Annotated in this window: 19 protein-coding genes; 13 read left to right on the top strand and 6 right to left on the bottom strand. The window is 66.3% G+C overall.

The features are described 5' to 3' along the window. Positions 1–62: 62 nt before the first annotated feature. The 3 genes from ACFXNW_RS23870 (at position 63) to ACFXNW_RS23860 (ending at position 4,998) form a co-directional block, all read left to right on the top strand. Positions 63–1,526, top strand: coding sequence for a class I adenylate-forming enzyme family protein (locus tag ACFXNW_RS23870; protein WP_379419990.1), 1,464 nt, complete (start codon positions 63–65; stop codon positions 1,524–1,526). 39 nt (positions 1,527–1,565) lie between these two features. Beyond that, a complete protein-coding gene (locus ACFXNW_RS23865) occupies positions 1,566–3,371 on the top strand; it encodes a DUF3556 domain-containing protein (protein ID WP_379419989.1) in 1,806 nt (601 codons plus the stop codon). A gap of 211 nt (positions 3,372–3,582) precedes the next feature. Then, entirely contained in the window at positions 3,583–4,998 is a 1,416-nt protein-coding gene (locus tag ACFXNW_RS23860) for a phytoene desaturase family protein (RefSeq protein ID WP_379419988.1), read from the top strand. 122 nt (positions 4,999–5,120) lie between these two features. Here the strand turns inward: ACFXNW_RS23860 and ACFXNW_RS23855 are convergent, their stop codons facing one another. Next, positions 5,121–6,317 (bottom strand): cytochrome P450, encoded by a 1,197-nt coding sequence (locus tag ACFXNW_RS23855; protein ID WP_379420104.1) that lies wholly within the window; start codon positions 6,315–6,317, stop codon positions 5,121–5,123. A gap of 356 nt (positions 6,318–6,673) precedes the next feature. On the opposite strand from ACFXNW_RS23855, the gene ACFXNW_RS23850 reads away from it, so the two are divergent. Together ACFXNW_RS23850 and ACFXNW_RS23845 are read left to right on the top strand one after the other, a co-directional pair. Beyond that, positions 6,674–7,654, top strand: a complete 981-nt coding sequence (locus tag ACFXNW_RS23850) for an AraC family transcriptional regulator ligand-binding domain-containing protein (protein WP_379419986.1) — start codon at positions 6,674–6,676, stop codon at positions 7,652–7,654. A 245-nt stretch (positions 7,655–7,899) separates the two neighbouring features. Then, positions 7,900–9,084 carry a phosphotransferase gene (locus ACFXNW_RS23845; RefSeq protein WP_379419985.1) on the top strand — a complete coding sequence of 395 codons (1,185 nt, stop codon included), beginning with the start codon at positions 7,900–7,902 and terminating at the stop codon, positions 9,082–9,084. A 384-nt stretch (positions 9,085–9,468) separates the two neighbouring features. Here the strand turns inward: ACFXNW_RS23845 and ACFXNW_RS23840 are convergent, their stop codons facing one another. Next, positions 9,469–10,101: a TetR/AcrR family transcriptional regulator gene (locus ACFXNW_RS23840; RefSeq protein WP_379419984.1), complete on the bottom strand. Its 633-nt coding sequence runs from the start codon at positions 10,099–10,101 to the stop codon at positions 9,469–9,471. Between the two features lie 28 nt (positions 10,102–10,129). Here ACFXNW_RS23840 and ACFXNW_RS23835 point away from each other — a divergent pair, with 28 nt between their 5' ends. From ACFXNW_RS23835 to ACFXNW_RS23810, 6 genes are all read left to right on the top strand, one after another. Continuing rightward, positions 10,130–13,282 (top strand): carboxyl transferase domain-containing protein, encoded by a 3,153-nt coding sequence (locus tag ACFXNW_RS23835; RefSeq protein ID WP_379419983.1) that lies wholly within the window; start codon positions 10,130–10,132, stop codon positions 13,280–13,282. Between the two features lie 46 nt (positions 13,283–13,328). Beyond that, the gene (locus ACFXNW_RS23830; RefSeq protein WP_379419982.1) at positions 13,329–13,835 is read left to right on the top strand and encodes a VOC family protein; all 507 of its coding nucleotides are present in this window, start codon (positions 13,329–13,331) and stop codon (positions 13,833–13,835) included. Positions 13,836–13,841: 6 nt separating this feature from the next. After that, positions 13,842–14,675 carry a MerR family transcriptional regulator gene (locus ACFXNW_RS23825; protein ID WP_379419981.1) on the top strand — a complete coding sequence of 278 codons (834 nt, stop codon included), beginning with the start codon at positions 13,842–13,844 and terminating at the stop codon, positions 14,673–14,675. A 148-nt stretch (positions 14,676–14,823) separates the two neighbouring features. Continuing rightward, positions 14,824–15,318 carry a hypothetical protein gene (locus ACFXNW_RS23820; protein WP_379419980.1) on the top strand — a complete coding sequence of 165 codons (495 nt, stop codon included), beginning with the start codon at positions 14,824–14,826 and terminating at the stop codon, positions 15,316–15,318. A 119-nt stretch (positions 15,319–15,437) separates the two neighbouring features. Next, the gene (locus ACFXNW_RS23815; protein WP_379419979.1) at positions 15,438–15,923 is read left to right on the top strand and encodes a hypothetical protein; all 486 of its coding nucleotides are present in this window, start codon (positions 15,438–15,440) and stop codon (positions 15,921–15,923) included. An 89-nt stretch (positions 15,924–16,012) separates the two neighbouring features. Further along, positions 16,013–18,235, top strand: coding sequence for an MMPL family transporter (locus ACFXNW_RS23810; protein WP_379419977.1), 2,223 nt, complete (start codon positions 16,013–16,015; stop codon positions 18,233–18,235). On the opposite strand, the gene ACFXNW_RS23805 is transcribed toward ACFXNW_RS23810, so the two are convergent. From ACFXNW_RS23805 to ACFXNW_RS23795, 3 genes are all read right to left on the bottom strand, one after another. Continuing rightward, the gene (locus ACFXNW_RS23805; RefSeq protein WP_379419976.1) at positions 18,225–18,860 is read right to left on the bottom strand and encodes a DUF1345 domain-containing protein; all 636 of its coding nucleotides are present in this window, start codon (positions 18,858–18,860) and stop codon (positions 18,225–18,227) included. The genes ACFXNW_RS23810 and ACFXNW_RS23805 overlap by 11 nt on opposite strands. Before the next feature lie 151 nt (positions 18,861–19,011). Then, complete coding sequence (locus ACFXNW_RS23800; protein ID WP_379419975.1) at positions 19,012–19,938, bottom strand: LysR family transcriptional regulator; 927 nt, start codon at positions 19,936–19,938, stop codon at positions 19,012–19,014. A 35-nt stretch (positions 19,939–19,973) separates the two neighbouring features. Further along, positions 19,974–21,206: an FUSC family protein gene (locus tag ACFXNW_RS23795; protein ID WP_379419974.1), complete on the bottom strand. Its 1,233-nt coding sequence runs from the start codon at positions 21,204–21,206 to the stop codon at positions 19,974–19,976. Positions 21,207–21,622: 416 nt separating this feature from the next. Here ACFXNW_RS23795 and ACFXNW_RS23790 point away from each other — a divergent pair, with 416 nt between their 5' ends. Next, entirely contained in the window at positions 21,623–23,941 is a 2,319-nt protein-coding gene (locus tag ACFXNW_RS23790; protein ID WP_379419973.1) for an FdhF/YdeP family oxidoreductase, read from the top strand. Between the two features lie 513 nt (positions 23,942–24,454). Then, the gene (locus tag ACFXNW_RS23785) at positions 24,455–24,802 is read left to right on the top strand and encodes a hypothetical protein (RefSeq protein ID WP_379419972.1); all 348 of its coding nucleotides are present in this window, start codon (positions 24,455–24,457) and stop codon (positions 24,800–24,802) included. Here the strand turns inward: ACFXNW_RS23785 and ACFXNW_RS23780 are convergent. Further along, positions 24,788–25,324 carry a hypothetical protein gene (locus ACFXNW_RS23780; protein ID WP_379419971.1) on the bottom strand — a complete coding sequence of 179 codons (537 nt, stop codon included), beginning with the start codon at positions 25,322–25,324 and terminating at the stop codon, positions 24,788–24,790. The two genes, ACFXNW_RS23785 and ACFXNW_RS23780, sit on opposite strands and share 15 nt — an antisense overlap. Positions 25,325–25,362: the final 38 nt, after the last annotated feature.

The raw sequence follows: 25,362 nt of genomic DNA, 5'->3' as shown, positions 1-25,362 counted from the left end.
GATGTGGCTCTCACATTCCTAGCGTTATGGCACAGACCACCTCAGGACCGCCAGGAGTGACGATGAACCTGTCCACGCTGCCCGATCGCCGCGCCGCGCAGCATCCGACCGCGCCCGCCGTCGCCGATGACGACGCCGAACTCGACAACACCGGATTCCTGGACGCCGTGCGCCGGGCCGCGGGAACCCTGCGCGAAAACGGAGTGCGCGCCGGTGACGTCGTCGCGGTGATGCTGCCCAACACCGTGGACCTGGTCGTGACGTTGTTCGCCGCATGGCGTCTCGGTGCGGCGGTGACCCCACTGAACCCCGCGCTGGTCGCGGACGAGGTCGGCTACCAGGTCGCGGATGCGAATGCCGCGGTGCTGATCCTGGCGCGGCCGCTCGACACCGTCGTCGATGTGCCGGTCGTGCTGCCGGTCGAGGCGCTCACCAGTGGCGACGGCATCGAGGAGCCGATCGAGGTACCCGGTGACGCGCTCGCCCTGCTGATCTACACCAGCGGGACGACCGGAAGGCCGAAAGGCGTGATGCTCGACCACGCCAACCTGCAGGCGATGTGCGGTATGGCGATCGACGCGTTCGAGCTGACCTCGGCCGATCGCAGCCTGCTGGTCCTGCCGCTGTTCCATGTCAACGGCATCGTTGTCAGCACGCTGTCGCCACTGCTGGTCGGGGCGAGTACCACCATCGCGGGCCGGTTCAGCACGCAGACGTTCTTCGATCGACTCGAGATCAGCGGCGCGACCTACTTCTCCGCGGTACCGACGATCTACACCATGTTGGCCGATCTGCCAGCCGAGGTGCGTCCGGATACGTCCTCGGTCCGGTTTGCGATCTGTGGCGCGGCACCGGCCAGTGTGGAGCTGCTGGAGAAGTTCGAATCCCGGTACGGCATACCGGTCGTCGAGGGCTACGGCCTGTCCGAGGGGACCTGTGCCAGCACCGTCAATCCGCTGAAGGGCAAGCGCAAGCCGGGCACCGTCGGCTTGCCGCTGCCGGGCCAGCGCGTGCGGATCGTCGACCCCGACGGTGCGGACGTCGGACCGGGGGAGGCCGGTGAAGTGCTGATCTGCGGGCCGAACATCATGCGGGGCTACCTGAACCGCCCGGAGGAGACGGCGCGAACAGTCGTCGACGGCTGGCTGCGTACCGGTGACATCGGCCGCTTCGACGAGGACGGCTATCTGGTGCTGGTCGACCGAGCTAAGGACATGATCATCCGCGGCGGGGAGAACATCTATCCGAAGGAAATCGAAGCCGTCGTCTACCGGTTGCCCGAGATCGCCTCTGCGGCAGTCGTCGGGCGCGGCCATCCGGTCTACGGCGAAGAGCCGGTGCTGTACGTGGCGCTCAATTCCGGCGCGAGCATCGATGCGCAGCGAATCCGCGCCCATGTGAGTGCTTCGCTGTCGAAATACAAAGTGCCGACAGCGATCACGATTCTGGATGAGCTGCCCGCCAACGCGGTCGGCAAGCTCGACAAACCGAAACTGCGGAAACTGGATCTCAACGCCGACCGCTAGCCGACACCCCAACCCGCCCACTCAGAAGGAGCCGACATCATGGGTTTCACGACACCGGATCTACCAGCGGTGGATCCCACCGAATTCTTGCGGAAACCACTCATGGAGCGAATGCGAATTCTCGGCCTCGACTGGGCCGAAAACGGGTTCGGCTCACCGAAAATGGTGCACTGCGTCTATATCGCGAAACTGATCGTGCTCTACGCCATCGGCGGCATCACCTTGGCGACGGCGACCTCCGGACTTCCCGCGTTCTGGCATGTCATGGAATGGTGGAACCAGCCGATCGTCTACCAGAAGCTCATCATTTGGACGGTGCTGCTCGAGGCCATCGGTGTCGCGGGCTCCTGGGGGCCGCTGGCAGGCAAGGTGAAGCCGATGACGGGCGGAATCCTGTTCTGGGCGCGGCCTGGAACCATCCGGCTGCGGCCGTGGAAGTGGGTTCCCGGCACCAACGGTGACCGTCGTAGCCGGCTCGATGTGGTGCTCTACCTCGGCCTGCTGGTTAGCCTGTTCGTTGCGCTGGTGCGGCCCGGCGTGATCAGTGCGTCGTTGTCGGCGGCGCTGCCGGACAACACTTCCGGTCTGGTGTCTCCCGTCCTGTTGATCACTCCGATCGCGTTGCTGATCCTCAACGGCCTTCGCGACAAGACGATTTTCCTCGCCGCGCGGGGTGAGCAGTACCTGCCCGCCTTGGTCTTCTTCGCCGCGTTGCCGTTCGTGGACATGATCATCGCGCTGAAGCTGCTGATCGTGGTGGTGTGGCTCGGCGCAGGATTCTCCAAGTTCGGCAAGCATTTCTCGAATGTCGTTCCGCCGATGGTGAGCAACAGCCCCTCGACTCCGTTCAAGGCGGTCAAACGCGCGCACTATCGGAGCTTCCCCAACGATATGCGTCCGTCGCGGCTGGCCGATGTCATGGGACATGTCGGTGGTACGACCGTCGAGATCGTGACGCCGCTGATCCTGCTGTTCTCCACAAATGTGTATCTGACCATCGCCGCTGTCGCCATGATGGTGATCTTCCACCTGTTCATCTTGTCGACCTTCCCGCTGGCGGTGCCGCTGGAATGGAACCTTCTGTTCGCCTACGCGGCGGTGTTCCTGTTCCTCGGCTTCCCCAACGGAAGCGGCTACGCCCCCTGGAATATGTCGGCGCCGTGGCTACTCGCGGTGATCGTGGCGGCGCTGGTCTTCTTCCCGATCCTTGGCAACCTGCGCCCGGACAAGGTGTCGTTCCTGCCCTCGATGCGGCAGTACGCGGGCAACTGGGCATCGGCGATCTGGGCATTCCAACCGGGCGCTGAAGCGAAGCTCGATCGGGTGACCCGTTCGGCCAAGAACCAGATCGACCAGTTCATCGAGTTCGGGTACGAGCCCGAGTGGGCGGAGATCACCCTGCAGAAGACAGTCGCCTGGCGCAGTATGCACAGTCAGGCCCGCGGGTTGTTCTCCCTGCTGCTCTCGCGCCTGCCGGATGTCGACACCCGGACCGTGCGCGAGGCTGAGTTCTTGTGCAACTCGATCCTCGGGTTCAACTTCGGTGACGGCCATCTGCATGCCGAGGACATGATTCGTGCCGTGCAGGACGAGGCGCGTTTCGAGCCGGGCGAATGTGTCATCGCTTGGGTGGAGTCGGAGGCCTTCGGCAGCGGCGTCCAGCAGTACAAGCTGATCGATGCGGCACTCGGTGTGATCGAGCGCGGCACCTGGAAAGTTGCCGACGCGGTCGCCGAGCAGCCTTGGCTGCCCAACGGACCGATCCCATTGCAGGTCAGCTGGACTCGGGCGACCGCAGACGAATCGCAGCCCTCACATCAGGGCGACTTCGGGGTCGTGGCCTAGTGCGAGAGCGCCCGCCCTGCATCCGGGGCGGGCGCCGTCGACGGGCTCTGTGCAGCAGGGGACATGAACCATAGACGGTGACTGCGGCCGGAATCGCGGTCACGCCGCTGTCGGTCGAGGAGGCCGACGCGTGTGTGGTTCGCTGGGTGTGCACCGCGCGGCCGAGTTCCACAGCGGCGTATGCCTTCGGAAAGACACGAGAGGAACCAGCATGAGTACCGCAGTCGTGGTCGGTGGTGGACCGAATGGGCTCGCCGCAGCCGTCACCCTCGCCGCCGAAGGCGTGCAGGTGACGGTCCTCGAGGCCGCCGACGAGATCGGTGGCGGCGTCCGTTCCGGCGAGGCGATCGTGCCGGGCCTGCTGCACGATCACTGCGCCGCCATCCATCCGATGGCCGTCGGATCCCCGTTCTTGACCGGTCTCGGCCTCGACCGTTACGGGCTGCGCTGGCGGTGGCCGGACATCGACTGCGTACACCCGCTCGACAACGGCCGGGCCGGCGTACTGCACCGCTCGGTCGACGACACCGCGGCCGGTCTCGGTGCCGACGGTGGCAGGTGGCGCGCTGCGTTCGCTCGTCCCGCCGCTCGATTCGACGCCCTAGCCGAGGACATCATGGGACCGCTGCTGCGCCTGCCGCGGCATCCGCTGACGCTGGCCCGATTCGGGATGCCCACCGTGCTACCGGCGTCGACGGTGGCGCGGTGGTTCCGGACCGACGAGGGCCGGGCACTGTTCGGCGGTGTCGCCGCGCACACGTTCCGTCCGCTGCACTATCCGATGACAGCCGCGATCGGTATGGGCATCATCACCGCGGGGCACCGGCATGGGTGGCCGGTTGCCGAGGGAGGTTCGCAGGCGATCACGGATGCGCTCACCACATTGCTGAGCGATCTGGGCGGCAAGATCGAGACCGGTGTGCGGGTCCGCTCGGCATCACAGCTGCCTGCGGCGGACGTCACGATGTTCGACCTCGAACCCGGTGCGGTCGCAAGCATTCTCGGTGATCAGCTGCCGTCGCGCGTCGCCCGCGCGTACCGTCGATTCCGGCACGCACCCGGTGCGTTTAAGGTCGACTTCGCCGTGGACAGCGGAGTGCCGTGGACAAACCCGGCCGCACGGCAGGCGGGCACCGTGCACCTCGGTGGTGATTACGCCGAAGTGGCGGCCACCGAACGTGACGTCCACGCAGGCCGAATGCCGCAACGCCCATTCGTGCTCGTGGGCCAGCAGTACCTGGCCGACCCACAGCGCTCCGTGGGCGACATCCACCCGTTGTACGCCTACGCGCACGTGCCCCACGGCTACACCGGGGACGCCACCGAGGCGATCATCACCCAGATCGAGCGTTTCGCCCCCGGCTTCCGCGACCGAATCGTCGGCCACACACTCCGATCCACCACCGAGATGCAGTCTGACAACGCCAATTTCGTCGGTGGAGACATCATCACCGGCGCCAAGGACATCCGCCAGCTGGTCTTCGGCCCCCGGATCTCGCTGAACCCGTACCGGATGGGCATTCCCGGGCTGTACATCTGCTCGGCCGCGACAGCACCGGGGCCAGGCGCACACGGGATGTGCGGGTACAACGCGGCGCAGGACGCATTGGCCCATCTCGACCGCTGAACGCGGCGCACAAAACCGGCGGGCCGCACAGGTCAGTGCGGTAGGCGATGCACCGGGAAGGAACTCGGCAGTCGGTTCGCTCACCGTTGTGGCTGCGATATGGTCGCAACCATCGGATGGCCCTACTGCAGATTCAGCGTGGCCGAGGGTGGAAATGTGACCGGCAGCCCGGCCAGGGCTCTGTGAAAGGGGCCCGGCCGCCAGACCGGCGTCCCTCCGGTGAACGCAGGCTCCATCTCCGGTAAAGCGTCGAGCAGCTGATCGATCGCGTTCTGGGCGATCACGTAGGCCAGCGATTGCGCGGGGCAGGCGTGCTGACCGATGCCCCATGCCAGATGCGATCGGTTGCCTTGGTTACCCGCAGCTCGGATCGCGGGATCGTTGTTGCAGGCGGCCATACTGACGACAACCGGCTGATTCGCCGGCAACCAGACGTTGTCTACGAGGATCGGGCGGCGGGGGTAGGTACTGAGAAAGTTCGCCAGCGGGGGATCGTCGAACAACACCTCGTCCAGTGCGTCCAGGGTGGACAGGCTTCCGCCGAGGACGTTGCCGCCGAATCGATCGGCGGTCAGGATCAGCAGCAGGGTGTTGGCGATCAGGTTCTGCTGGAACTCGATTCCGGCACCATAGTGGCCGGCCACCTGGTGGACCATCTCCTGGTCGTCGAGCTTCGCCGGATGGTGCAGGAGCCTCGAGGTGATGTCATTGCCTGGTTCGGCCTGTTTGAGCGTCACCAGTTCCAGCATCGCCTCGCTGATCATCGTGTTGCCGCGCTCGGCCTCGACTCCCTCGACCAATGCGGCCATACCGGTCGCCACGCGCTGCCCGATCTGGGAGGGACAGCCGAGCAGCGCGTTGACCACCTGGAACGTCAGCGGATAGGTGTATTGGGCTATGAGATCGGCGGAGCCGGCTTCACAGAAGCTATTGATCAGCGGGATCGCGATCTGTTCCACCGTGCCATGTAGCGCATGCATATCGACCTGACGGATGCCGGCGGTGATGGCCTGTCGGTATCGCTGAAAGTCCGTGCCGTCATTCCGGCTTGCGGTGGGACGCCACTGCATGATCGGCAGGACCGGGCAGTCGCTGGGGATGTCCTTCTGCCACGGGCGCGGATCGGCGGGAAAACGCTCCGGATCGTTGAGGATCCGCAGAGCGGCGCTGTATCCGATCACCAATGTCGCCGGCACACCTGGTGCCAGGTCCACCGGGACCAGCGAGCCATAGCGAGCCCGCATGTCGCGGTAGCAATGGTGCGGATCCGCGGCGAACGCCGGTGAGTGCAGGGATACCCGGGCAGATTCGGAAGGCATCGGCAAGCGGTGGTCGCTCGGCCCGGCCGTGGATTGCTCGGGGTCCCGCTGCGTCACAACGCTTGTCCTCACCTCTTGCGTCCACCGGTTGTGCTCGTACCCGGCGGGTCGCGGTCGAGCGACACGGCGGGCCGGCCCGGACGATGTTGTCATCGACACAGGCGAAGCGGTAGTGCAGATCACGCCGCCGAGCGAGCAAATCGTGCCAACATCCTCAATCGCTCTCGATGGGGGGAGCCATATCAGTGCCTCCGTCCTATCTCCACCGGTGGTGAGCGGCCGGATCCGGCTATCGTCGTTGGTGCTGGTCATCGGGCGCGGGTAACGGCCCCCTGTTTTTGAATAGGTGTTCGCAAGTGCAAACGGTGGATCATATTTCGTTTTCGAATTTCATCCTGGACACCGCCGGTGTGACCGGGTCGCCGCGGCAACGGCTTGCGCGTGCGGCAGAATTACCGGACTGGGTGCTGGCCAGCGGTGACACCATGGTGCCGAGCACGCACCAGCTTCGGCTGTGGGAACTGGTCGAACACGAGGTGGGCGATCCGGACGTGGCGCTGCGGGTCGGTAAGACGAACACGATGGGGCGATTCGGAGTCCACGACTACCTGTTCAGCACCGCACCCACCCTCGGCGATGGTCTGGCGCTGTCGGAGCAGTACGCCGACCTGATCACCACCAATATCGGATTCGCCGTGTCGGGAGAGTCCGAAGAGGTCGCCAACGCGGATGTCCGGGTTCTGAACGGTCACGGACGTGGGCAGCAGCTGGCGATGCAATTCGCGCTCGCGGCAGTGGTGACGCGGGCACGAAACGCCACCGGTCGCGATGTTCATCCGGTCAGGATCCGCTTCCGCCAGCGTGCGCCGCGGCGCCATGACCGTTTCGTCGAGATGTTCGGCACCCGCCGGATCGAATTCGGCGCGCCGACCGATCAGATCACCTTCCGTGTCACGGATCTGGCTCTGCCGATGCGAACAGCCGACCCCGTCCTCGCCGATATCCTGTGCCGCTACGCCGCGATGCAGCCGCCGCCACTACGACTCGCTGTCACCTGGTCCGGTCAGGTGCATCAAGTACTGATCGCACTACTGGGCGATGGCCGGGTGACGATCGATCGGGCGGCCCGGATCATGGCCACCAGCACACGCAGTCTGCAACGACGGCTCGCCGACGAAGGAACCACCTGGACGCGTGAACTCGATCGTGCGCGAAGCGCCCTGGTGGAGCAGCGTATTCGCACCGGCCTGGACGGCACTCAGGCCTCACTGGCCAGGCGGGTGGGTTACTCGGATCCGGGGACGCTCCGCCGTGCGCGGCGCAGGTGGTCGAACTAGAAGACGTAGACCGCTTCCGTCGGTCGGTATCGCGCCACCCGCCGGGCAAACCACGCCATATTGTGCGACCCGATGGCATTCAGGAACAGGGCATTGCGGCACGTCAAGGCGGTGAACGGTCGAAATGACCGCATTCACCCGGCCTGTCGCATTTCCGCGGACCGACCGCCTGGGCCGAATTCGCTGCCGCATACTGCCTCCCGTCGAGCAGCCGCGAGACGCGAGGAGCCGAGGAGGGCGAGTGGATGGGCGAAACAACCAACGGTGCACCAGCGGATGGAGTGCTGGCCGGGGCGGTGAAACTCGGTGGACACGTGCTGGCGGAGAGGCTCTTCCGGCGCGCGGATCGCGAGATTCCGATGAAGACGAACGAGGTCGACGCCGCATGGCTCACCGCGGTGCTGGCATCCGGTCATCCCGGGGCGGAAGTGGAGTCCTACGACATTGCCGATGCCAGCAGCGGGACGACGAGCCGATGGAAGGCGACGGTCCGCTATAACGAGGCCGGCCGCCGTGCGCGGCTGCCTGAGCATCTGTTCGCCAAAACCACCCTGACCTTCACCCAGCGCCTGACGCAGTATCTCGCGCACGCGCTGCCGGGCGAGCCCGGATTCTTTCAACATTTGCGCCCGGAGCTCGATATCGAGGCGCCGTACGGATATCTCGGCACCGCCGATGTGCGCACCGGCCGATCGATCACGCTGCTCGAGGACGTCGCGGTGACCAGGCAGGCCCGATTCTGCACACCGTTGGAGCGTATTACCCGCGAGCAGATCCAGGACCTGCTGGCGAACATGGCTCGCTGGCACGGTCACTACTGGGAATCACCCGAACTGACGCGTGATTGGCTGAAAACTCCGGGCGCGCACTTCCGTAACTTCGATCGCCTCCTCGGTATGAAGAAGCGCGCAATTGTCGGGCTCAGGCGCGCCCCCGAACTCGTGCCCGAAAGCCTGCCGCCCGTGCAAGACGAACTCTACGAGGCATGCGCCAGGTCGCTACAGATCGCCGAGCAAGCTCCGCACACCCTGCTGCACGGGGATCCCCATATCGGAAACGCCTACGTGTGCTCCGACAACAGCATGGGTTTCACCGACTGGCAGCTGGTCATGCGCGGCAGCTGGGCCTTCGATGTGGCGTACACGATCACCTCCGGGCTGGAGGTCGACGATCGCCGGGCCTGGGAGATCGATCTCATCGCGTTCTATATCGACCGCCTGCATGCGGCGGGCGGGCCGGCACTGACTTTCGACAGCGCCTGGCTCGCCTACCGGCAACAGTGCCTCTACCCCTATTTCGCCTGGATGATCACCATCGGACGCGGTGCGCTCATGCCCGAATTCCAGCCCGCCGACATCTGCCGTGCCATCGTGCATCGCACCGCCACCGCGATCATGGATCTGGACGCGCTCGAGGCCGTCGACAGATAGCGGACCCGTGTCGACCGCGACCCGATCGCGGTCCGCCCGGACTTCGACGTCGACCCGGTCATCGTCGATTGCGCCCCGGCGCGCCGTCGGCGATCGCCGAAGCCGTGGTCGGCATCGAGGTCCGGGCTCCCGGTGTCCCGCAGCTCATTCGCGTTGTGCGCCCGCACTGTCAACGCGGTCGTGTGAGCCAGGAGCACCGAGTGTGCAGCGCCGGTACCTCGCGCTGTCGCCCGATGGCCTGACCCAACGGTGCCCCGGTGGAGAGGGCGAATCACGCGTAGCGGACTACTCGTTTGGGCGGACCACCCCACGCAGGTCGATTGGCCTCGGCTCTCAGCGCAGGTATCGGACAGGGTGCGACGCCGTCAGCGGTAAGCCGATCTCTCAGTCGAGACCGAGTAGCTTGTCCGCCATATTGCCCAGCTCATCCAGGTAAGTAGCCCGCGTACGCGGATCGCTCTCGCGCCGCGACAGCATCCCGTAGGTGATTGCGTAGCTGAGGGTTTCGGCGATCACGTGTGCCGACGCGACAGGCCGGACCCGCCCCGCGCGGGTTTCGCGGTCGAGGTAGCGGGTGAAGCGGCGGATGGGACGGTCGGTGATTTCGGCGGCGATGGTGGCTACGCGGGCGTCCACGGCGCCGCGTTCGTCGATGAGGCGCAGCAGGGGGCCTGCGGCGAGGACGGCGGCGGCGACCGATTCGAAGGTGGCGCGCAGCATCGTTCGGGGGTCGTCGTCGGGGAGTTCGGGCTCTTGGGCCGCGAGGAAGCTGTCGCGAGTGCGGATGGCCAGGGCGAGGAAGATCTCGTCCTTGGAGGCGAAGTAGACGTAGAGCGTAGCGCGGGAAACGCCTGCTTCGGCGGTGATGTCGGCGACGGTGGTGTTGTCGTAGCCGCGCGCGTCGAATACTCGCGCGGCGGCGTCGAGGAGCGCTCGGTGCCGGTCGGTATCGGATCGTTCGCGTGCTTCGCGCACCGACCAGCTGGACTGGGTCACGCCGCCGATTCTCGTTGACATTGACGTCAATGTCAACGACGATGGCGGCATGGATGTCGTCGTGGCGAACCGGGGCGAAGTCGCCGTCCGAATCGTTCGTGCCGCTCGTGAGCGCGGGTTTCGCACGCACGTGCTGCATACCGATGAGGAAGCCGAATCACTGGCGGTCCGGCTGGCCGATCACGCGGTGCAGCTACCCGGCGAAGGCGCCGCGGCCTACCTCGACGTCGCGGCGGTCGTGCAGGCGGCGCTGACTGCCGGACCGGGCGCCCTCATCCATCCCGGCTACGGATTCCTCAGCGAGAGCGCGGATCTGGCGAGTGCGTGTGCGGCATCTGGGTTGACCTTCGTCGGCCCGTCCCCAACAGTGCTGCGCATCTTCGGCGACAAAGTGGCGGCGCGGGCGGCGGCGGAAAGGGCAGGCGCGCCGGTGCTGCCCGCAACGAAGGTGGCGCGTCCTTCCGATATCGCGAACCTGCTGGAGCGCCACCCCGATGGCGTGATGGTGAAAGCCGCTGCGGGTGGCGGTGGCCGCGGCATGCGGATGGTGCACGAGCCGGACGAAGTCCACTCGGCCTACGAACGCTGCCGTGCCGAGGCCCTCAGCGCGTTCGGCGACGCCACCGTCTACGCGGAAGCGCTCATCGCGAATGCACGGCATGTGGAAGTGCAGATCGTCGCCGACGGTACACATGCGGTCGCGCTCGGTGATCGTGATTGCAGTGTGCAGCGGCGTCATCAGAAGCTCATCGAGATCGCCCCCGCCCCCGCACTCGACTCTGCCCTGCGTGAACAGCTGCATCGCCACGCGGTGCAGCTGGCCGAGTCGGTGGGTTGCCGCGGGGTGATCACGGTCGAATTCCTCGTTGCCGACGATGCGGGATGGTTCCTCGAGGTCAACCCCAGGCTCCAGGTCGAGCATACGATCACCGAGGAAGTCACCGGTGCCGACTTGGTAGATATCCAGTTCGACCTCGCGCTGGGCCGCGATCTCGCCGACCTGGATCTGGGCCATGAGCCGAGCGGCTACGCCGTCCAGGCCCGCGTCAATGCCGAACTCGTAGCGGCCGACGGAGAGCTGCTCCCGACCAGCGGCACCATTACGCAGTTCTCGGCGCCGACAGGCACCGGCGTCCGGGTCGACACCGCATGCCACCTCGGTATGCGGCACGGCACCCGATTCGATTCGCTGCTGGCGAAGGTGATCACGCGCGGCCCGTCGTTCGACACCGCGGTGCGCCGCTGTTCGGACGCACTCGCGGAAATGACGGTCTCCGGCGTCGACACCAATACCGCTGTGCTGCGTGCGGTGCTCGACGCACTCGGCGGCCCGGTGTCCACGTCGTGGTTCGAGCAGACCACCGGCGAACTTCTCACCCGGGCAGCGGATTACGCGTCACCGACTGCCGCCGATCAGCAGCAGGACTCTCTCGAGCTCGGCGCGGACGAATGGGTGGTGCGTTCGCCAATGGGCGCGACCGTGGTGACGTTGGCGGAGCCGGGGACGGTGCTGCCCGCCCGCGCCGAGGTGGCGGTGCTGGAAGCCATGAAGATGCAGCACGTGGTGCGCACCGAGCGCCCCCTTCTAGTGCTGCGTCACGCTGTTTCGGCCGGGGCGGTCGTCGACCCACACGCCGTGCTGCTGGTCGTCACCGACGCCGACCACGACGGTGCCGCCACCGAATCCACGGTGATCGACCTCGATGCGGTGCGCGCCGACCTTGCCGAAGTACGCCTGCGGCACGCAACGATCGACGACGATGCCCGCCCCGACGCCGTCGCGAAGCGCCGTCGACTGGGCCGCCGCACCGCCCGTGAGAACATCGCCGACCTCGTCGACGCCGAGAGTTTCGTCGAATACGGGGGATTGGCAGTCGCCGCGCAGAGCCGCCGCCGCAGCGCTGAGGACCTCATTGCGAACACCCCAGCGGACGGACTGGTCGCCGGTATAGCGACCATCAACGCCGACCGATTCGGTACGCAGAACTCTCGCGCCGTGGTGATGTCCTATGACTACACGGTGCTGGCCGGCACGCAAGGTATGCGCAATCACGCCAAGACCGATCGGATGCTCGAACTCGCGCAGGAGCGCACGCTGCCGGTGGTGTTCTTCACCGAAGGCGGCGGCGGACGGCCGGGCGACACCGATTATGCGGGCGTGTCCGGGCTCGACGTCACCACCTTCCGCGCCATGGGCGCATTGTCGGGCCGAGTCCCGTTGATCGGCATCGTGTCCGGTCGATGCTTCGCGGGCAATGCGGCCCTGCTGGGGATGTGTGATGTCGTCATCGCCACCCCGGACGCGAATATCGGTATGGGCGGTCCGGCCATGATCGAGGGTGGCGGTCTCGGCGTCTACAAGCCCGAGGACATCGGGCCCATCGACGTGCAGCGCCGCAACGGGGTCGTGCACGTCGTCGCGGCGGATGAGGCCGAGGCGGTCGCGATCGCCCGGGGCTACCTGGCCTACTTCCAGGGCACCACCGAGGAGTGGGAGGCGCCCGACCCGCGGCTCTCACGCCACGTCGTACCCGAGGACAGGTTGCGCGCCTTCGACATTCGTGCGGCGATCGGTGCGATCGCCGATATCGGTTCGGTCCTAGAGCTGCGCCGGGACTGGGGCGTCGGCATCGTCACCGCCCTGGTCCGCGTGGAGGGCAGGCCTTTCGGGCTGGTTGCCAACAACTGCCACCATCTCGGTGGCGCCATCGACGCACCCGCCGCCGATAAGCTCAGCGCGTTCCTCCGGCTCTGCGGCACTCACGGCCTCCCCATTGTCTCCCTCTGCGACACACCAGGTTTCATGGTCGGCCCCGACGTCGAGAAGGACGGGGTGGTCACGCGGTTCGCCAAGTTGTTCATCGACTCGGCCGCCCTCACCGTCCCCTTCGGCACGATCATTCTGCGCAAGGGTTACGGGCTCGGCGCGCAAGCGATGGCGGCAGGCTCGTTCCGCGCACCACGGTTCGTGATCGCCTGGCCGACCGGAGAAATCGGCGGCATGGGTTTGGAGGGAGCGGTGCGGCTCGGATTCGCCAAGGAACTCGCCGCGATCGACGATCCCGACCAGCGCCGCGAAGCCTTCGACAACCTGGTCGAACTCGCCTACGCCAACGGCAAGGCACTCAACGCCGCCACCCTGCTCGAGATCGACGACGTCATCGATCCCGCCGACACGCGCCGCTGGATCGGCACCCTCTGAGCCGACGACTTGACCCCGACGTTACGTGAGGCTCGACGATGACGTCATGACCGACACCTTCTCAGCTTTCGACATCAGCTCCGTTCCGCTTCCCGGGCCCGACGCCGTGGCACCGGAGCCGTACCGTGGCATCTACGCGATGCCGATGTACGTCACCGTGCCGACACCGGATTTGGCGGCATCGGCGGATTTCTGGGTCCGCGGCCTCGGATTCATCGACTTCTTCACCACTCCAGGACACGTCACCCACCTGCGCCGGTGGGCTTTCCAAGACGTACTGCTCGTGCCTGGCGTACGGCCTGCCGATGCGCCGATGATGACGGTCGGCTTTTCGTGCGTGCTGAACCAGATCGACCAGATCGCCGCGGCATGTGAGGCGCTCGTCCCCGGATCGACCACCGGACCGCGGCTGATGCCGTGGAACACGATCGAGTTGGAGGTCCGGACGCCGGAGAACCTCCGGGTCATCATGACAGCGGCGCGACCCTATGACCCGGACAGCACTGAGGCTGCCTTCCTGCGCGCGCAGGGAATCACTGCGCCCGAGGAGTGATCGAGTGTGAATGTCAGACTGGCCGGTGTGCCGAATCGAGTCGCTCACGATCCAGAGGACGGCGTCACCGTCGGTGCGGCCGCCGCGCGGGTGGGCGTGACGATCCGCACATTGCACCACTGGGAATCCGTCGGACTGGTGAGCCCCTCGGAACGCACCGACGCCGGATACCGGCTCTACACCGCAGCCGACCTCGCCCGCATCCACCGGGTGCTCGTCTACCGGGAGCTGGGCGTGCCGCTCAACGAGATCGGTGACCTGCTCGACGCGCCGTCGGCCGACGCGACTGCGTCGCTGCGCCGGCAACGCGACCAGGTGCGCGAACGTGTCGCGCACCTGGAACGGGTGGGTGCGGCGCTCGATCGCCTGATCGAAGCCAGACAGTCCGGCATTCTGCTCACGGCCGAAGAACAAGTGGCGATCTTCGGCAGCCAGTGGCAGCCGGACTGGGTCGCACAGGCTCACGAGCGTTGGGGCGACACGGCCGAATGGGCCCAATACGCCGAGCGGGCCGCCGATCGCACTCCCGAACAGTGGCAGCAGATCGCTGACACGGTCGACGCTCTCCATGCCGATCTGGCCACGGCTTTCCGCCGGGGCGTAGCGCCCGGCAGTTACGAGGCGGACGCACTCGCCGAGCGTCATCGGGCGTCGATCGGCGTCTACTTCGACTGCACCCACTCGATGCAGGTGTGCCTGGGTCGCCAGTATGTCTCCGACCCCGGGTACACCGCCTTCTTCGACGGGCTCGAGCCCGGCCTGGCCGTCTGGCTGCGCGACGTCATCGCCGAGAATGCGCGGGCCAATGGCGTCGACCCGGACACCGCGATCTGGGCTTGACGCATACGGCTCCGGACCGTCCAGCGGCTTGGCAGGCCTTCCCGCTCGCGGCTCTCGGGTTCACGCCAGGAGCCCGATCGACCGACGCCCGTTTTGTCCAGGTTTCGACCATCGGTAGGGTCCGAGGTGCATCGATACGGAGGATGACATGGACGCGAAGCAGCCGGTGGCGACACAGACGCCGTGGCTCGACCTGGAGCAGGTCGTGGATCGCGCAATGTCGCGGCGGATAGTGCAGACCTTCCTCCGGTCGGTGATCGGCTGGCCCGTCCTCGCCGCCCTCGTCGTGATCTGGCTCGGGATCTGGCTGGTCGTCGCGCCGGTGGGCGGGTTGTATCTGCCGGTCTTCCTGTCGGTGCTGATGACGTTCATGGCGGTCGCGTTGCCGTTGGGGCCCGCACTGCGCAGTACTACGCTGCGCGCCGAGTCGGGCGCCACCTACCGGGCGCGCTACTTCGAGGGCTACTTCACCACCGGTACCGAGGCAGAGGCGGACAGTCACCGCTACGACCAGATCGAATCCGTCGACGTGGGCGATGCGGTCGTAGTGGTTCGCTACACCGATCATCGCCGCGAGATGCTGCCGCGTGAGCTGGTACCGGATGCGGCGCTCACCATCCTGCGCACTGGAGCACCTGTCTGACCGGAGATCGACCGGTGACGCGTGCGGACGTGCGGCATCGACTGCTGATGTGCTGGTGCCGCGCGCTGGATGCGTGGGATCGTGGGACTCAGGTGAGTAGCCGATCGGCGGGAGGCAGGGTGAATCGATCCGGAGTGCCCGACCGCCGACGTGCCCGATACCGTCGAGCGGGCGTCATCGGCTGCTCGTTGCTGCTGATCGGGCTGCCCGCCTTGACCGGGTGCGGCGAGACAAAGGGTGAGGAACCTCCCTTGTCGGTGACCGCCGCGCTCGGGCAGCAATTCACGCTCGCGCCGGGCGCGACCGGCCATATCGACGATGACCGGATCCGGGTGACGTTCCACGAGGTGCGCGACGACAGCCGCTGCCCGACCGACGTCCAGTGCGTGTGGGCAGGCGACGCGATCGTCGTCGTCTCGGCAGCCACCGGCGGTGGCGATGCCGCTCGGTACGAACTGCACAGCAACGGCGGTCCCGACCGTCCCCGAACCGTCCGTGTCGCGGACTACGAGATCGAACTCATCGACCTGACACCGCGGCCGATCTCCACCGGTCAGATCGCCAAGGACGACTACCGTGCATCCCTTGTGGTCGATCGGCTTTGACCGAGCGGTGACCCGACGTAGTATCGGGACGGCGGTGCGCGCGGTCCCTTCGTCGAAATCTCGATGGGTGGTTCGGTGAGAAGGCACGCATGTCTCGATATCTGTTCGCTCTCGGTCAGGCGGTAGCCCGTCGCCGATGGTGGGTGCTGGCAGTGTGGATTGCGCTGCTGGCCTGCGCGATCGGCTTCGGTCTCGGCACCGGCGGTAAAACGAATGACAACTTCACGGTTCCGGGGACGGAATCGCAGGACGCCGTCACATTGCTGCAAGAGCGGATGCCCGCGTTCAGCGGCGCGCAGATGCAGGTCGTCTTCGCCGCACCAGGGATGGCGCAGGTCACCGACCCTCAGGTGAGTGGCGAGATCGAGCAGGTCATGGCCGGGCTACAGGGGCTGTCGCAGGTCGCCGCGGTCGTCGATCCGTTCCAGTCGCAGGCGGTATCACCGGATCAGAAGGTCGCGCTCGGCAGTGTGCAGTTCTCGGTGCCGGCGGGAGAAGTCACCGAGCAGACCCTCGACCAGGTGGATCAGATCGCGGAACCGGCACGCGCGGCCGGACTCGACGTGGAGTTCGCGGGCGGGGTCTATCCGGGATTCACGGCCGAGATCCCACACATGCCGGAGGTCATCGGTGTCATCGCGGCATTCATCGTTCTGCTGATCACGTTCGGGGCAGTGGTCGCCGCGGGTTTACCGATCGCCACCGCACTGGTGGGTGTCGGCATCGGGCTGACCGGAATACTCGGTATCGCCGCGTTCGTCGATGTGCCCTCTGCGGCGACGTCGCTGGCACTGATGCTCGGCTTGTCCTGCGGTATCGATTACGCGCTGTTCGTGCTCTCGCGGCATCGAAGCCAGATCGTGCTCGGCATGTCCGCCGCCGAGTCGATACCCCTCGCGGTCGGCACCGCGGGGAGTTCGGTGGTCTTCGCTGGAGTCACGGTGATCATCGCATTGTGCGGGCTGGCGGTCGCGGGCATACCTTTCCTCACGGTGATGGGCCTGACCGCCGCGGGAGCGGTACTGATCGCGATGCTCGTCGCCCTGACACTGCTGCCCGCGCTGCTCGGATTCGCGGGCGACACGGTCGCGAAGTTCATCTCCACACCGCTGCGTCCGGGGAAGGCAGAGGAGGTCGCACGCACCGCCGCGTACCAGCCGGAACGTACCTTCGGCCATGCCTGGGGACGATTCGTCACCCGGTTTCGGATCCCGCTACTGGTCCTGGGAATCGGGGTGCTTCTCACCCTGGCGATTCCGGCCACGCGGATGGAACTCGGGCTGCCCAGCGGTGCCACCCAGCCGGAGTCGAGCACAGCCCATAAGGCTTACGACCTGGTCGGCCAATCCTTCGGTCCCGGTTTCAGTGGCCCGCTGATGGTGGTGGCCGACCTGTCGCAGGCAACCAGCCCGGATGCCGCGCAAACGCTGATGGGCCGGATGCAGCAGGAACCGAATGTCGCCGCCGTGCAGCCCGCTGGCAGCGGAAACGGAATCCTGCTGATCCAGGTCGTTCCGAAGACCGGGCCCGATGATCCCGCGACCAAAGATCTGGTGAACTCGCTGCGCGAGGATCGCGACAGCATCGAAAGCGGCACCGGCGCTACGTACTTGGTCGGCGGCACCACGGCCGCCAATATCGATACCTCGGACCGACTGGCGGATGCCTTGCCTGTCTTCCTCGCGGTGGTGGTCGGCCTCGCGCTGGTCTTGCTGACGATCGCGTTCCGCACCGTGCTGGTTCCGCTGTCGTCGATCGCCGGCTTCATTCTCTCGGTCTTCGCTGCCCTCGGTGCACAGGTGGCGGTTTTCCAATGGGGTTGGGGTTCCGGGATTTTCGATGTGACCACCGCGCCGACGCTGAGCTTCCTGCCGATCATCGCCCTGGCCATCATCTTCGGGCTGTCCAGTGACTACCAGATCTTCGTCGTCTCCCGGATCAAAGAGGAACACACGCGCACCGGCGATGCCAGGGAGTCGGTGCGCAACGGCGTCGCCCACGCGGCCCGCGTGGTCACCGCCGCCGCGCTGATCATGTTCGCGGTCTTCGCCGCTTTCGCCACTGTCGACAACCCGATCGTCAAACCGCTGGCGTTCACCCTTGCCGTCGGCGTGCTGCTGGATGCCTTCATCGTCCGGCTGACGCTGATACCCGCCTTCATGGCACTCATCGGCAACCGCATCTGGTATCACCCACGCTGGTTCGGCCGGTATGTGCCCGATCTCGATGTCGAAGGCGCCGAACTGGAACGCCGATTCGCCCCGGTGACCGACACCGAACCGGCACCGCGGTCCGACCAGGTCAGCCGGTAGCGATTCCCATGACGAGGTTGATCGTCGTCGCGAGGATGACGGTGCCGAAGGCGTAGGAGAGCAGATTGTGGCGTAGGGCGATGGCCCGTATGCGACGGTCGGAGACATCGGTGTCGGAGACCTGGTAGGTCATGCCGAGGTTGTAGCTGAAGTAGAAGAAGTCGCGGTAGGCGGGCGCCTCATCGGAGTTGAAATCGATACCGCCCTTGGGGGAGTCGTAGAAGAGGTAGGCATAGCGCGCGGCGTACATGAGATGCAGCGCGGCCCAGGCCATGAAGACGCCGCCGAGGGCGACGGCGGCGGCCGCTTTTCGCGCTCCGGTGTCGCCGAGGACCAGGATCACCACGATGCCGATGAGCGCACTCGACGCCGCGGTGACCACGGAGAGTTCTTCGATGACCGGCCGGAAATCCTCGCGTCGCGCGTTCGCCTTCGTCTGCTCGGCGTCCATCGGCCACAGGACGAGCCAGCCGATGACGACGAAAATGGTGTCCGCCGCGGCGATGCCGGCGATCACCCCGAGCGGCCACTCGGTGAGCATGCCGACGGGCACCCCGATCAGCAGGCCTGCGATGACCGAGCCGATGAGTCGACTGACAGCGGAATGCAGGAGCCGGGTGCTCATGCGGGTTCACTGTACCGATCGGTTGCCGCGATGTAGCTGATTCGGCCGCCGTCGACCGCTTTGGTACGGGCAGCGGGTGCCGCACTACGTATATCGCGCTGTCGATGACCGTCCGATGCGCGATTGCTGTCGGCACCGGCTCAGCGGCCGATCAGTCTGATCCAGGAGTTGGCGTTCGGCGGAGCGCGTCGTCGATTCCGGCGGCCCGCGCGGTCGCGGTGAGTGCCCGGGTGAGCACCGAGCCGGGCTCGCCGGCCTGGGTGAGGAGAACGATCTGCGCGGTGACCGGCGGGTCGTCGAGCCGCAGCACCCGAACCCCCGCCGGCGGGCGCAGCGTGTGTAGCCAGGGCTGCGGGACGACGCAGGCCCAGCGTCCGGTACCCGCGTGCGCCACCATGGCCACCACCGAATCGCTGTCGAGCTGCGGTGTGGCGGTGAGTCCACGGGTGGCGAGGGCGTCATCGATGAGCTGACGGCCGTGCATCCCCTTGTGCAGCAGGCACATCGGCATTTCCATGGCGTCAGCCCAGCTGATGGTCTCCGACCGTCCGGCGAGCAGCTCCGTACCCGCGAGCAGGACATGCCGCTCCTCGTACAGCGGAGTGATGGTGAGCTCGCAGGTATCGATGCCCTGCAGATACACGATCCCGGCGTCGAGTTCGAACCGGCGGATGCGTTCGACGATATCCGGCGAGCGCAGGCTGGTCTCGAGTCGCACCCGCACCAGCGGGTGTTCGGTGCAGAACGGGTCGGTCAGCAGGGCGACGGTGCCGGACGCGGCGGGAATAACCCCGATTCGCAGTTCGCCGGTCAGGCCGGTGCGCAGTGCGGTGACCTCGTGCTCGAGTGCGTCGCGGTCGGCGAGGATGCGGCGCGCCCACAGCACCAGCCGCTCGCCTTCGGGGGTCAGGCCCTCGAAGCTGCGTCCGCGGCGGACCAGGGGTACTTCCAACTCGCGTTCGAGCTTGCGGATCGCCTCTGACAGCGCGGGCTGGGAGACGTAACACGCCTGGGCCGCGCGGGCGAAATGACGTTCCCGCGCGAGCGCGACGAAGTACTCGAGCTGGCGAAACAGCATGAGCTATTCGACCACGCCGTCAGTGCTGTGGTTCTTCAGTCCTCGTCCTGTGCATCGGCGATGCGATTGCGGGCCTGCGCGATCTCCAGTGCTTTCTCGGCCGTCGCCTGGTCGGGATATGGCCCCATCCGGTCACCGACCCAGCAGTTCTTGCCCTGCTCCGCGCGATGGTGCTCGAGGCAGTAGTACCAGGCATCGTTGTCGGAAGTCATGGCGCCAGTATGCGCGAATTCGCACACCGCCTGCTCGACGGCGGGCGGTGTGGCGGCGGGTTCGTGGATCAGCAGCGCCACCGCGACCCCGACTGCGACCCCGATGAGTGTGTCTATGGCACGGTCGCTGAGCATCGTCATGGGGTCGGCCGGGTCCGCAAGCTCGGTCATGAGCATGATCAGCGGTGTGAAGAAGCCCAATGCCACCGCGTAGTGGCGGGCCATGAACAGCTCCGTGGGATACAGCAACGCGATGATCGCCAGCGCGAGCACGGTCGGGCTCGGCCCCGGCAGCAGCAGGGGAGCGGTGACCGCGAGGCCGGCGAAGGTGCCGACGACCCGGTGGGCTCCACGCTTGATCCCACCCTTGCGGTCGGCCGCCACCAGCGGCACCGCGGCCCCGGCCATCGCCCAATTCGCATGGCCGACACCGAGCAGCAGCCCGATCCCGCCCGCCACCGCGATGGCTGCCGCATATCGGCTCGCCTGCACCAGCGATGCGGTGCCGGTCCGGTGCGGTGCGGTCGCCACCGTCTCGCCGTGGCGGGGATGGCGGATCGCGTCGAGATACCCGACCGCCACACACAACCCGGCCGTCCCGGCACTGATCAGGAACGCGGGCACCGGGTGGGCCTGGGTGCCCGCGACCATCGCGATCGCGCCGAAGGCGAAGATTCCGAAGAACGGGCCTTCCGGACGCAACCCGAGCCGGTCGGTGATCGGCGACCAGACCGCCGCGAAGATCGCCACCGCGACCACCAGCACCCACGAGGGCGCATGGATGCGGGCCAGCACGATTCCCGCACCGACCCCACCGACCAGCAGTACCGCTGCTTCGAGCTGGTGGATCAGCCGCTGCCGCGACGACTCCGCGAACCCGTACATGCCGGTGAAGGACCCGAATACCGCATAGATGAGCAGATCGGTCCGACCGAGGGCGATCAGCACCAGCCCGGGAATCGCCAGCCCGGCGAAGACGCGGGCGGCGGGCAGGTGATCGATCTCGGTCGTGATCTGCCGGATCAGCGGACGCGGCCGTAGTCGCGTGGTGGGCAAGGGTCCTCCGAACCTCGGTCGCGGGGTGCGATGACAACAAGTGGCGCCCGGTCGCGACGCGTGTGCCTTGTGGGCCGGGTGACAAGGGTGCATGAGTACGGCGTGGCCGGTCAACCTGCGGAAATGGGTGCGCCGGCGTGATTTGTCGCCCCTGCCGGGCGTGATAAGCGCGGCCTATCGGACGGTCGGAAGTTCGTCTTGGACAGTCCCGGCAACGGTCGAGAAGACTGGTGGCCGTCGCCGCGATCTCACGGGCGGACGGCCGGACGCTACCGGTGTCCGCATTCGACCGTGTGTCGCTGTTGTTGCCACGCAGGGTCGAGACGAGGATCGTGGTCTGAGGATCTGAGGGCCTCAGCAGCTTCGCCATGCTCGAACGCGTGACAGCCGGTGTCGAACCGTCGAAGGGATATGTCATGGCTGAAAGTGGGCACGCAGAGTTCGATCCGGACGAGGGCCCGAGCGCAGGCCGCGACAACCATGCCGAGCCCGGGTTCCGCCCGTACCACCATCCGGCCGCCGGGTGGGGCGCCGCCAAGAGCGTGACCCGATTCCTGGCGCGTGAGGGCGAGGGCATCACGGGGCCGCGCGCGATCCTGAAGATGAATCACGAAGACGGCGGCTTCGACTGTCCCGGCTGCGCCTGGCCCGACGATATGAAGGGCCTGCATCTCGATATCTGCGAGAACGGCATCAAGCATGTCGCCTGGGAAATGACGCACAAGCGCGTCGACCGCGAGTTCTTCGCCGCACACACGGTGACCGAACTGTCGAGGTGGAGCGAATTCGACCTGGAGAACCAGGGCAGGCTGACCGAGCCGATGAGCTACGACCCCGCCACCGACCGCTATGTCCCGATCAGCTGGCAGGAGGCGTTCGAGCTGATCGGGCGCACATTGCGTGAGCTCGACGACCCGAATCAGGCCGCCTTCTACACTTCCGGCAGGCTCGGCAACGAACCGACGTTCCTGTACCAGCTGCTGGCTCGCGAACTGGGCACTAACAATTTGCCGGACTGCTCGAACATGTGCCATGAGGCGAGTGGCCGCGCGCTCCAGGCCGCGCTCGGTACCGGCAAGGGGACCGTCGACCTCGAGGATTGGGAAACCACCGACGCGCTGTTCATCCTCGGCGTCAACGCGGCATCCAATGCGCCGCGGATGTTGACCGCGCTGGTGGAGGCGCATAAGCGTGGCGCCGAGATCGTGCACATCAACCCGCTGGTCGAGGCGGCCGCGCGCCGCGCGATCATTCCGCACGATTTCCTGCAGATGGCCACCTTCCGCGCCACCCCGACCAGTTCGCTGAATCTGCAGCCACGTATCGGCGGTGATATGGCGCTGCTGCGTGGTATGGCGAAAGCCGTTCTGGAGGACGCACGTTCGAATCCCAAAGCGCTCGACATCGAATTCATCGACCGCTACACCGCAGGCTTCGAGGACTACCGCGCGATCTGCGCGGCGACATCGTGGACCGATATCGAACGCCAGTCCGGGGTCGAGGTCGCCGATATCCGGAAAGCGGCGCGGGTGTACTGCGATGCCGACCGCAGTATCGTCAGCTGGTGCCTGGGCGTGACTCAGCATGAGCACGGCGTCGACACAGTCCGCGAAATCGTGAATCTGCTGTTGCTGCGCGGCAATCTGGGTCGGGAGGGGGCGGGCCCGTCGCCGGTGCGCGGGCACAGCAATGTCCAGGGCAACCGAACCTGCGGTATCGACCATCGCCCCACCGCCGCGTTCCTGGATCGGCTGGCGCAGGTGTGCGGGATCGATCCGCCACGGGCCCACGGGCTCGACACCGTGTCGGCGATCGATGGGATGCAGGCGGGAAGGGTGAAGGTGTTCGTCGGGATGGGTGGGAATTTCGCCATCGCCGCACCCGACACCGCCTACACCTTCGAAGCGCTGCGGAAATGTGAGCTGACGGTGCAGGTCAGCACGAAACTCAACCGCAGCCATCTCGTGCACGGCAAGCGCGCGGTGATCCTGCCGTGTCTGGGCCGCACCGAGAAAGACGAGCAGCGCGGGGGTCTCCAGGAAACCTCGGTGGAGGACTCGATGAGCATGGTGCACCTGTCCAAAGGCATGAAGAAGCCCGCCTCACCACACCTGCTGTCCGAACCCGCGATCATCGCCGGGATCGCCCGTGCCGCATTGCCCGCCAGCGCGACACCCTGGGAGTACTACGTCGAAGACTACGACCGAATCCGCGACACCATGGCCCAGGTGCTCGACGGTTTCGAGGACTTCAACCGCCGCGTCCGGCTACCTCTCGGCTTCCGAATCCGCCAGCCCGCACGCGAACTGGTCTTCCGCACCCCCTCCGGCCGCGCCGAATTCTCCGCCGCCGCGCTACCCGACCTGACCCACGAACCGGGCACATTGACCCTCGCGACAATGCGCTCCCACGATCAGTGGAACACCACCATCTACTCCGACAACGACCGCTACCGCGGCGTGAAGAACCTGCGCACGTTGATATTCATGAACGCCGACGATATGCGCGAACGCGGTCTGCGGCAGTTCGACGAGGTCGACATCACCAGCATCGCCCGCGACGGCAGCACTCGATCACTGCACAAGTACAAGGTTATCCCGTACGACATTCCACCGGGCTGCGCCGCCGGTTACATGCCAGAAATGAATGTGCTGTGCGCGATAGGGGATTTCAGCACCCAGAGCGATCAGCCGATCATGAAGAACTTGAAGGTGAAGGTCGAGCGGTCGGCTTGACTACGCGGGACAGCTGCACAGCTACGCAAGGCAGGTCGCGTATCCGACCGCAATCCTATAGCTATCAATGCTGATCGGGTGATCGAGATGGGCGCCCTTGTCGGCGCTATCTGCACACCGATCTCTCGATGTGACGCGTAAATACACACTCTATCTGGCGTTCTGTCCGCTCATGCGCTGTCGGTCGCGCTACCGGATTGGCTGGGCCAGCGCGTCGAAGGGGGGCTGTGTGCCGAATTCGCGATTGCGCACACGGCTCAATGAGCTGTCAGCTACTATCTAGCGAACGCCAGTCGAAGTAGTGCCGCGGCACCCGCACCGGGACCGCACTCGGCTCCGCGGACCGATGGACCTCAGTATGCCATCGCTCGCGCCCGCCGCCCTGTTCGTGAGTTTCTCGACGACAAACGCTCGGACGCGCGCTCTTTGTCCTTGCGGGAGAGGCCGTTACGACATGCCGACCTCGGCTACACACAGTTCCCATAGTGAGCGCGACCCGGCAGGTGGTGGTCAGTGGACGAGCTAGGACCGCTCGACCGCTCCGCCCCCGACATGACACACCGGCTCACCGACCCCACCTACGAACGCTGCCATGAGGCCCCGCTCTACCTCACCGACCGGCACGCCCGCGGCATAGTCGGCATTCACGAACGCATCGGATGCAGCTTCGATACGTGTATCCGCCTGCGCGCCGCCCGATTGCACCTGGCGATGGCCGAGGAGCCCGAGCCACAGAGTTGGGTGCAATGGTCGGACGGCTCGTGGGCGCCGGTGTACGCCGACGGCTGGACAGGAGATCCGGTCACGTTCGCCGGAATGCTCGGCGCGGCCGTCCGGGGCGCAATCTCAATGGGTGAGTAGGACCTTGACGACCACCACGGTCGCAGCGATCACCGCCAGCAGGACAGCGCCGTACATCGTCGCTCGGGTAGGACGCTCACCGTTGAGCCGGCCGATGACGAACATGATGCCCCCGATGCGGAGCAGGACAGCCAGTTCCGCGACGATCTGCGCGGTCCTCGGCTCCAGCCATCCGAACCATCCGGTCGCGAGAATGACGCAGGGAAGTACCGCGGAACTGAGAATCGGGACCGAATTGCGCAGTTCGTGAATCTTTTCGGACATGGTGAGCGCACCGTGCCGACGCACACTGCGCCCGACTGCTTCGGCGAAGGAATGCGCGACGAAGGTGGACGCTGTCGCCCCGAGGACCACCAGGATTCCCACATACTTCTCCGCCGTGACGACCGGCACCAGCGCCGCGAGCACCAGCACATTGCCGTAGATATAGGCGCTGATGCGGCTGGCCGCATTGTCACGGTCCAGCGGCATCCTGCGCGAGAACAACGGGCGGTGCAGCAGTGACTGCGGACCGGTGTCCATCACAGCTCCTCTCGGCCGGGCTCGTCCGGTTGTCGATG

This window comes from Nocardia sp. NPDC059180 (assembly GCF_042754945.1).
In the GTDB taxonomy this organism is placed as follows: Bacteria; Actinomycetota; Actinomycetes; order Mycobacteriales; family Mycobacteriaceae; genus Nocardia.
This window is presented reverse-complemented; position numbering and strand designations above follow the sequence as displayed.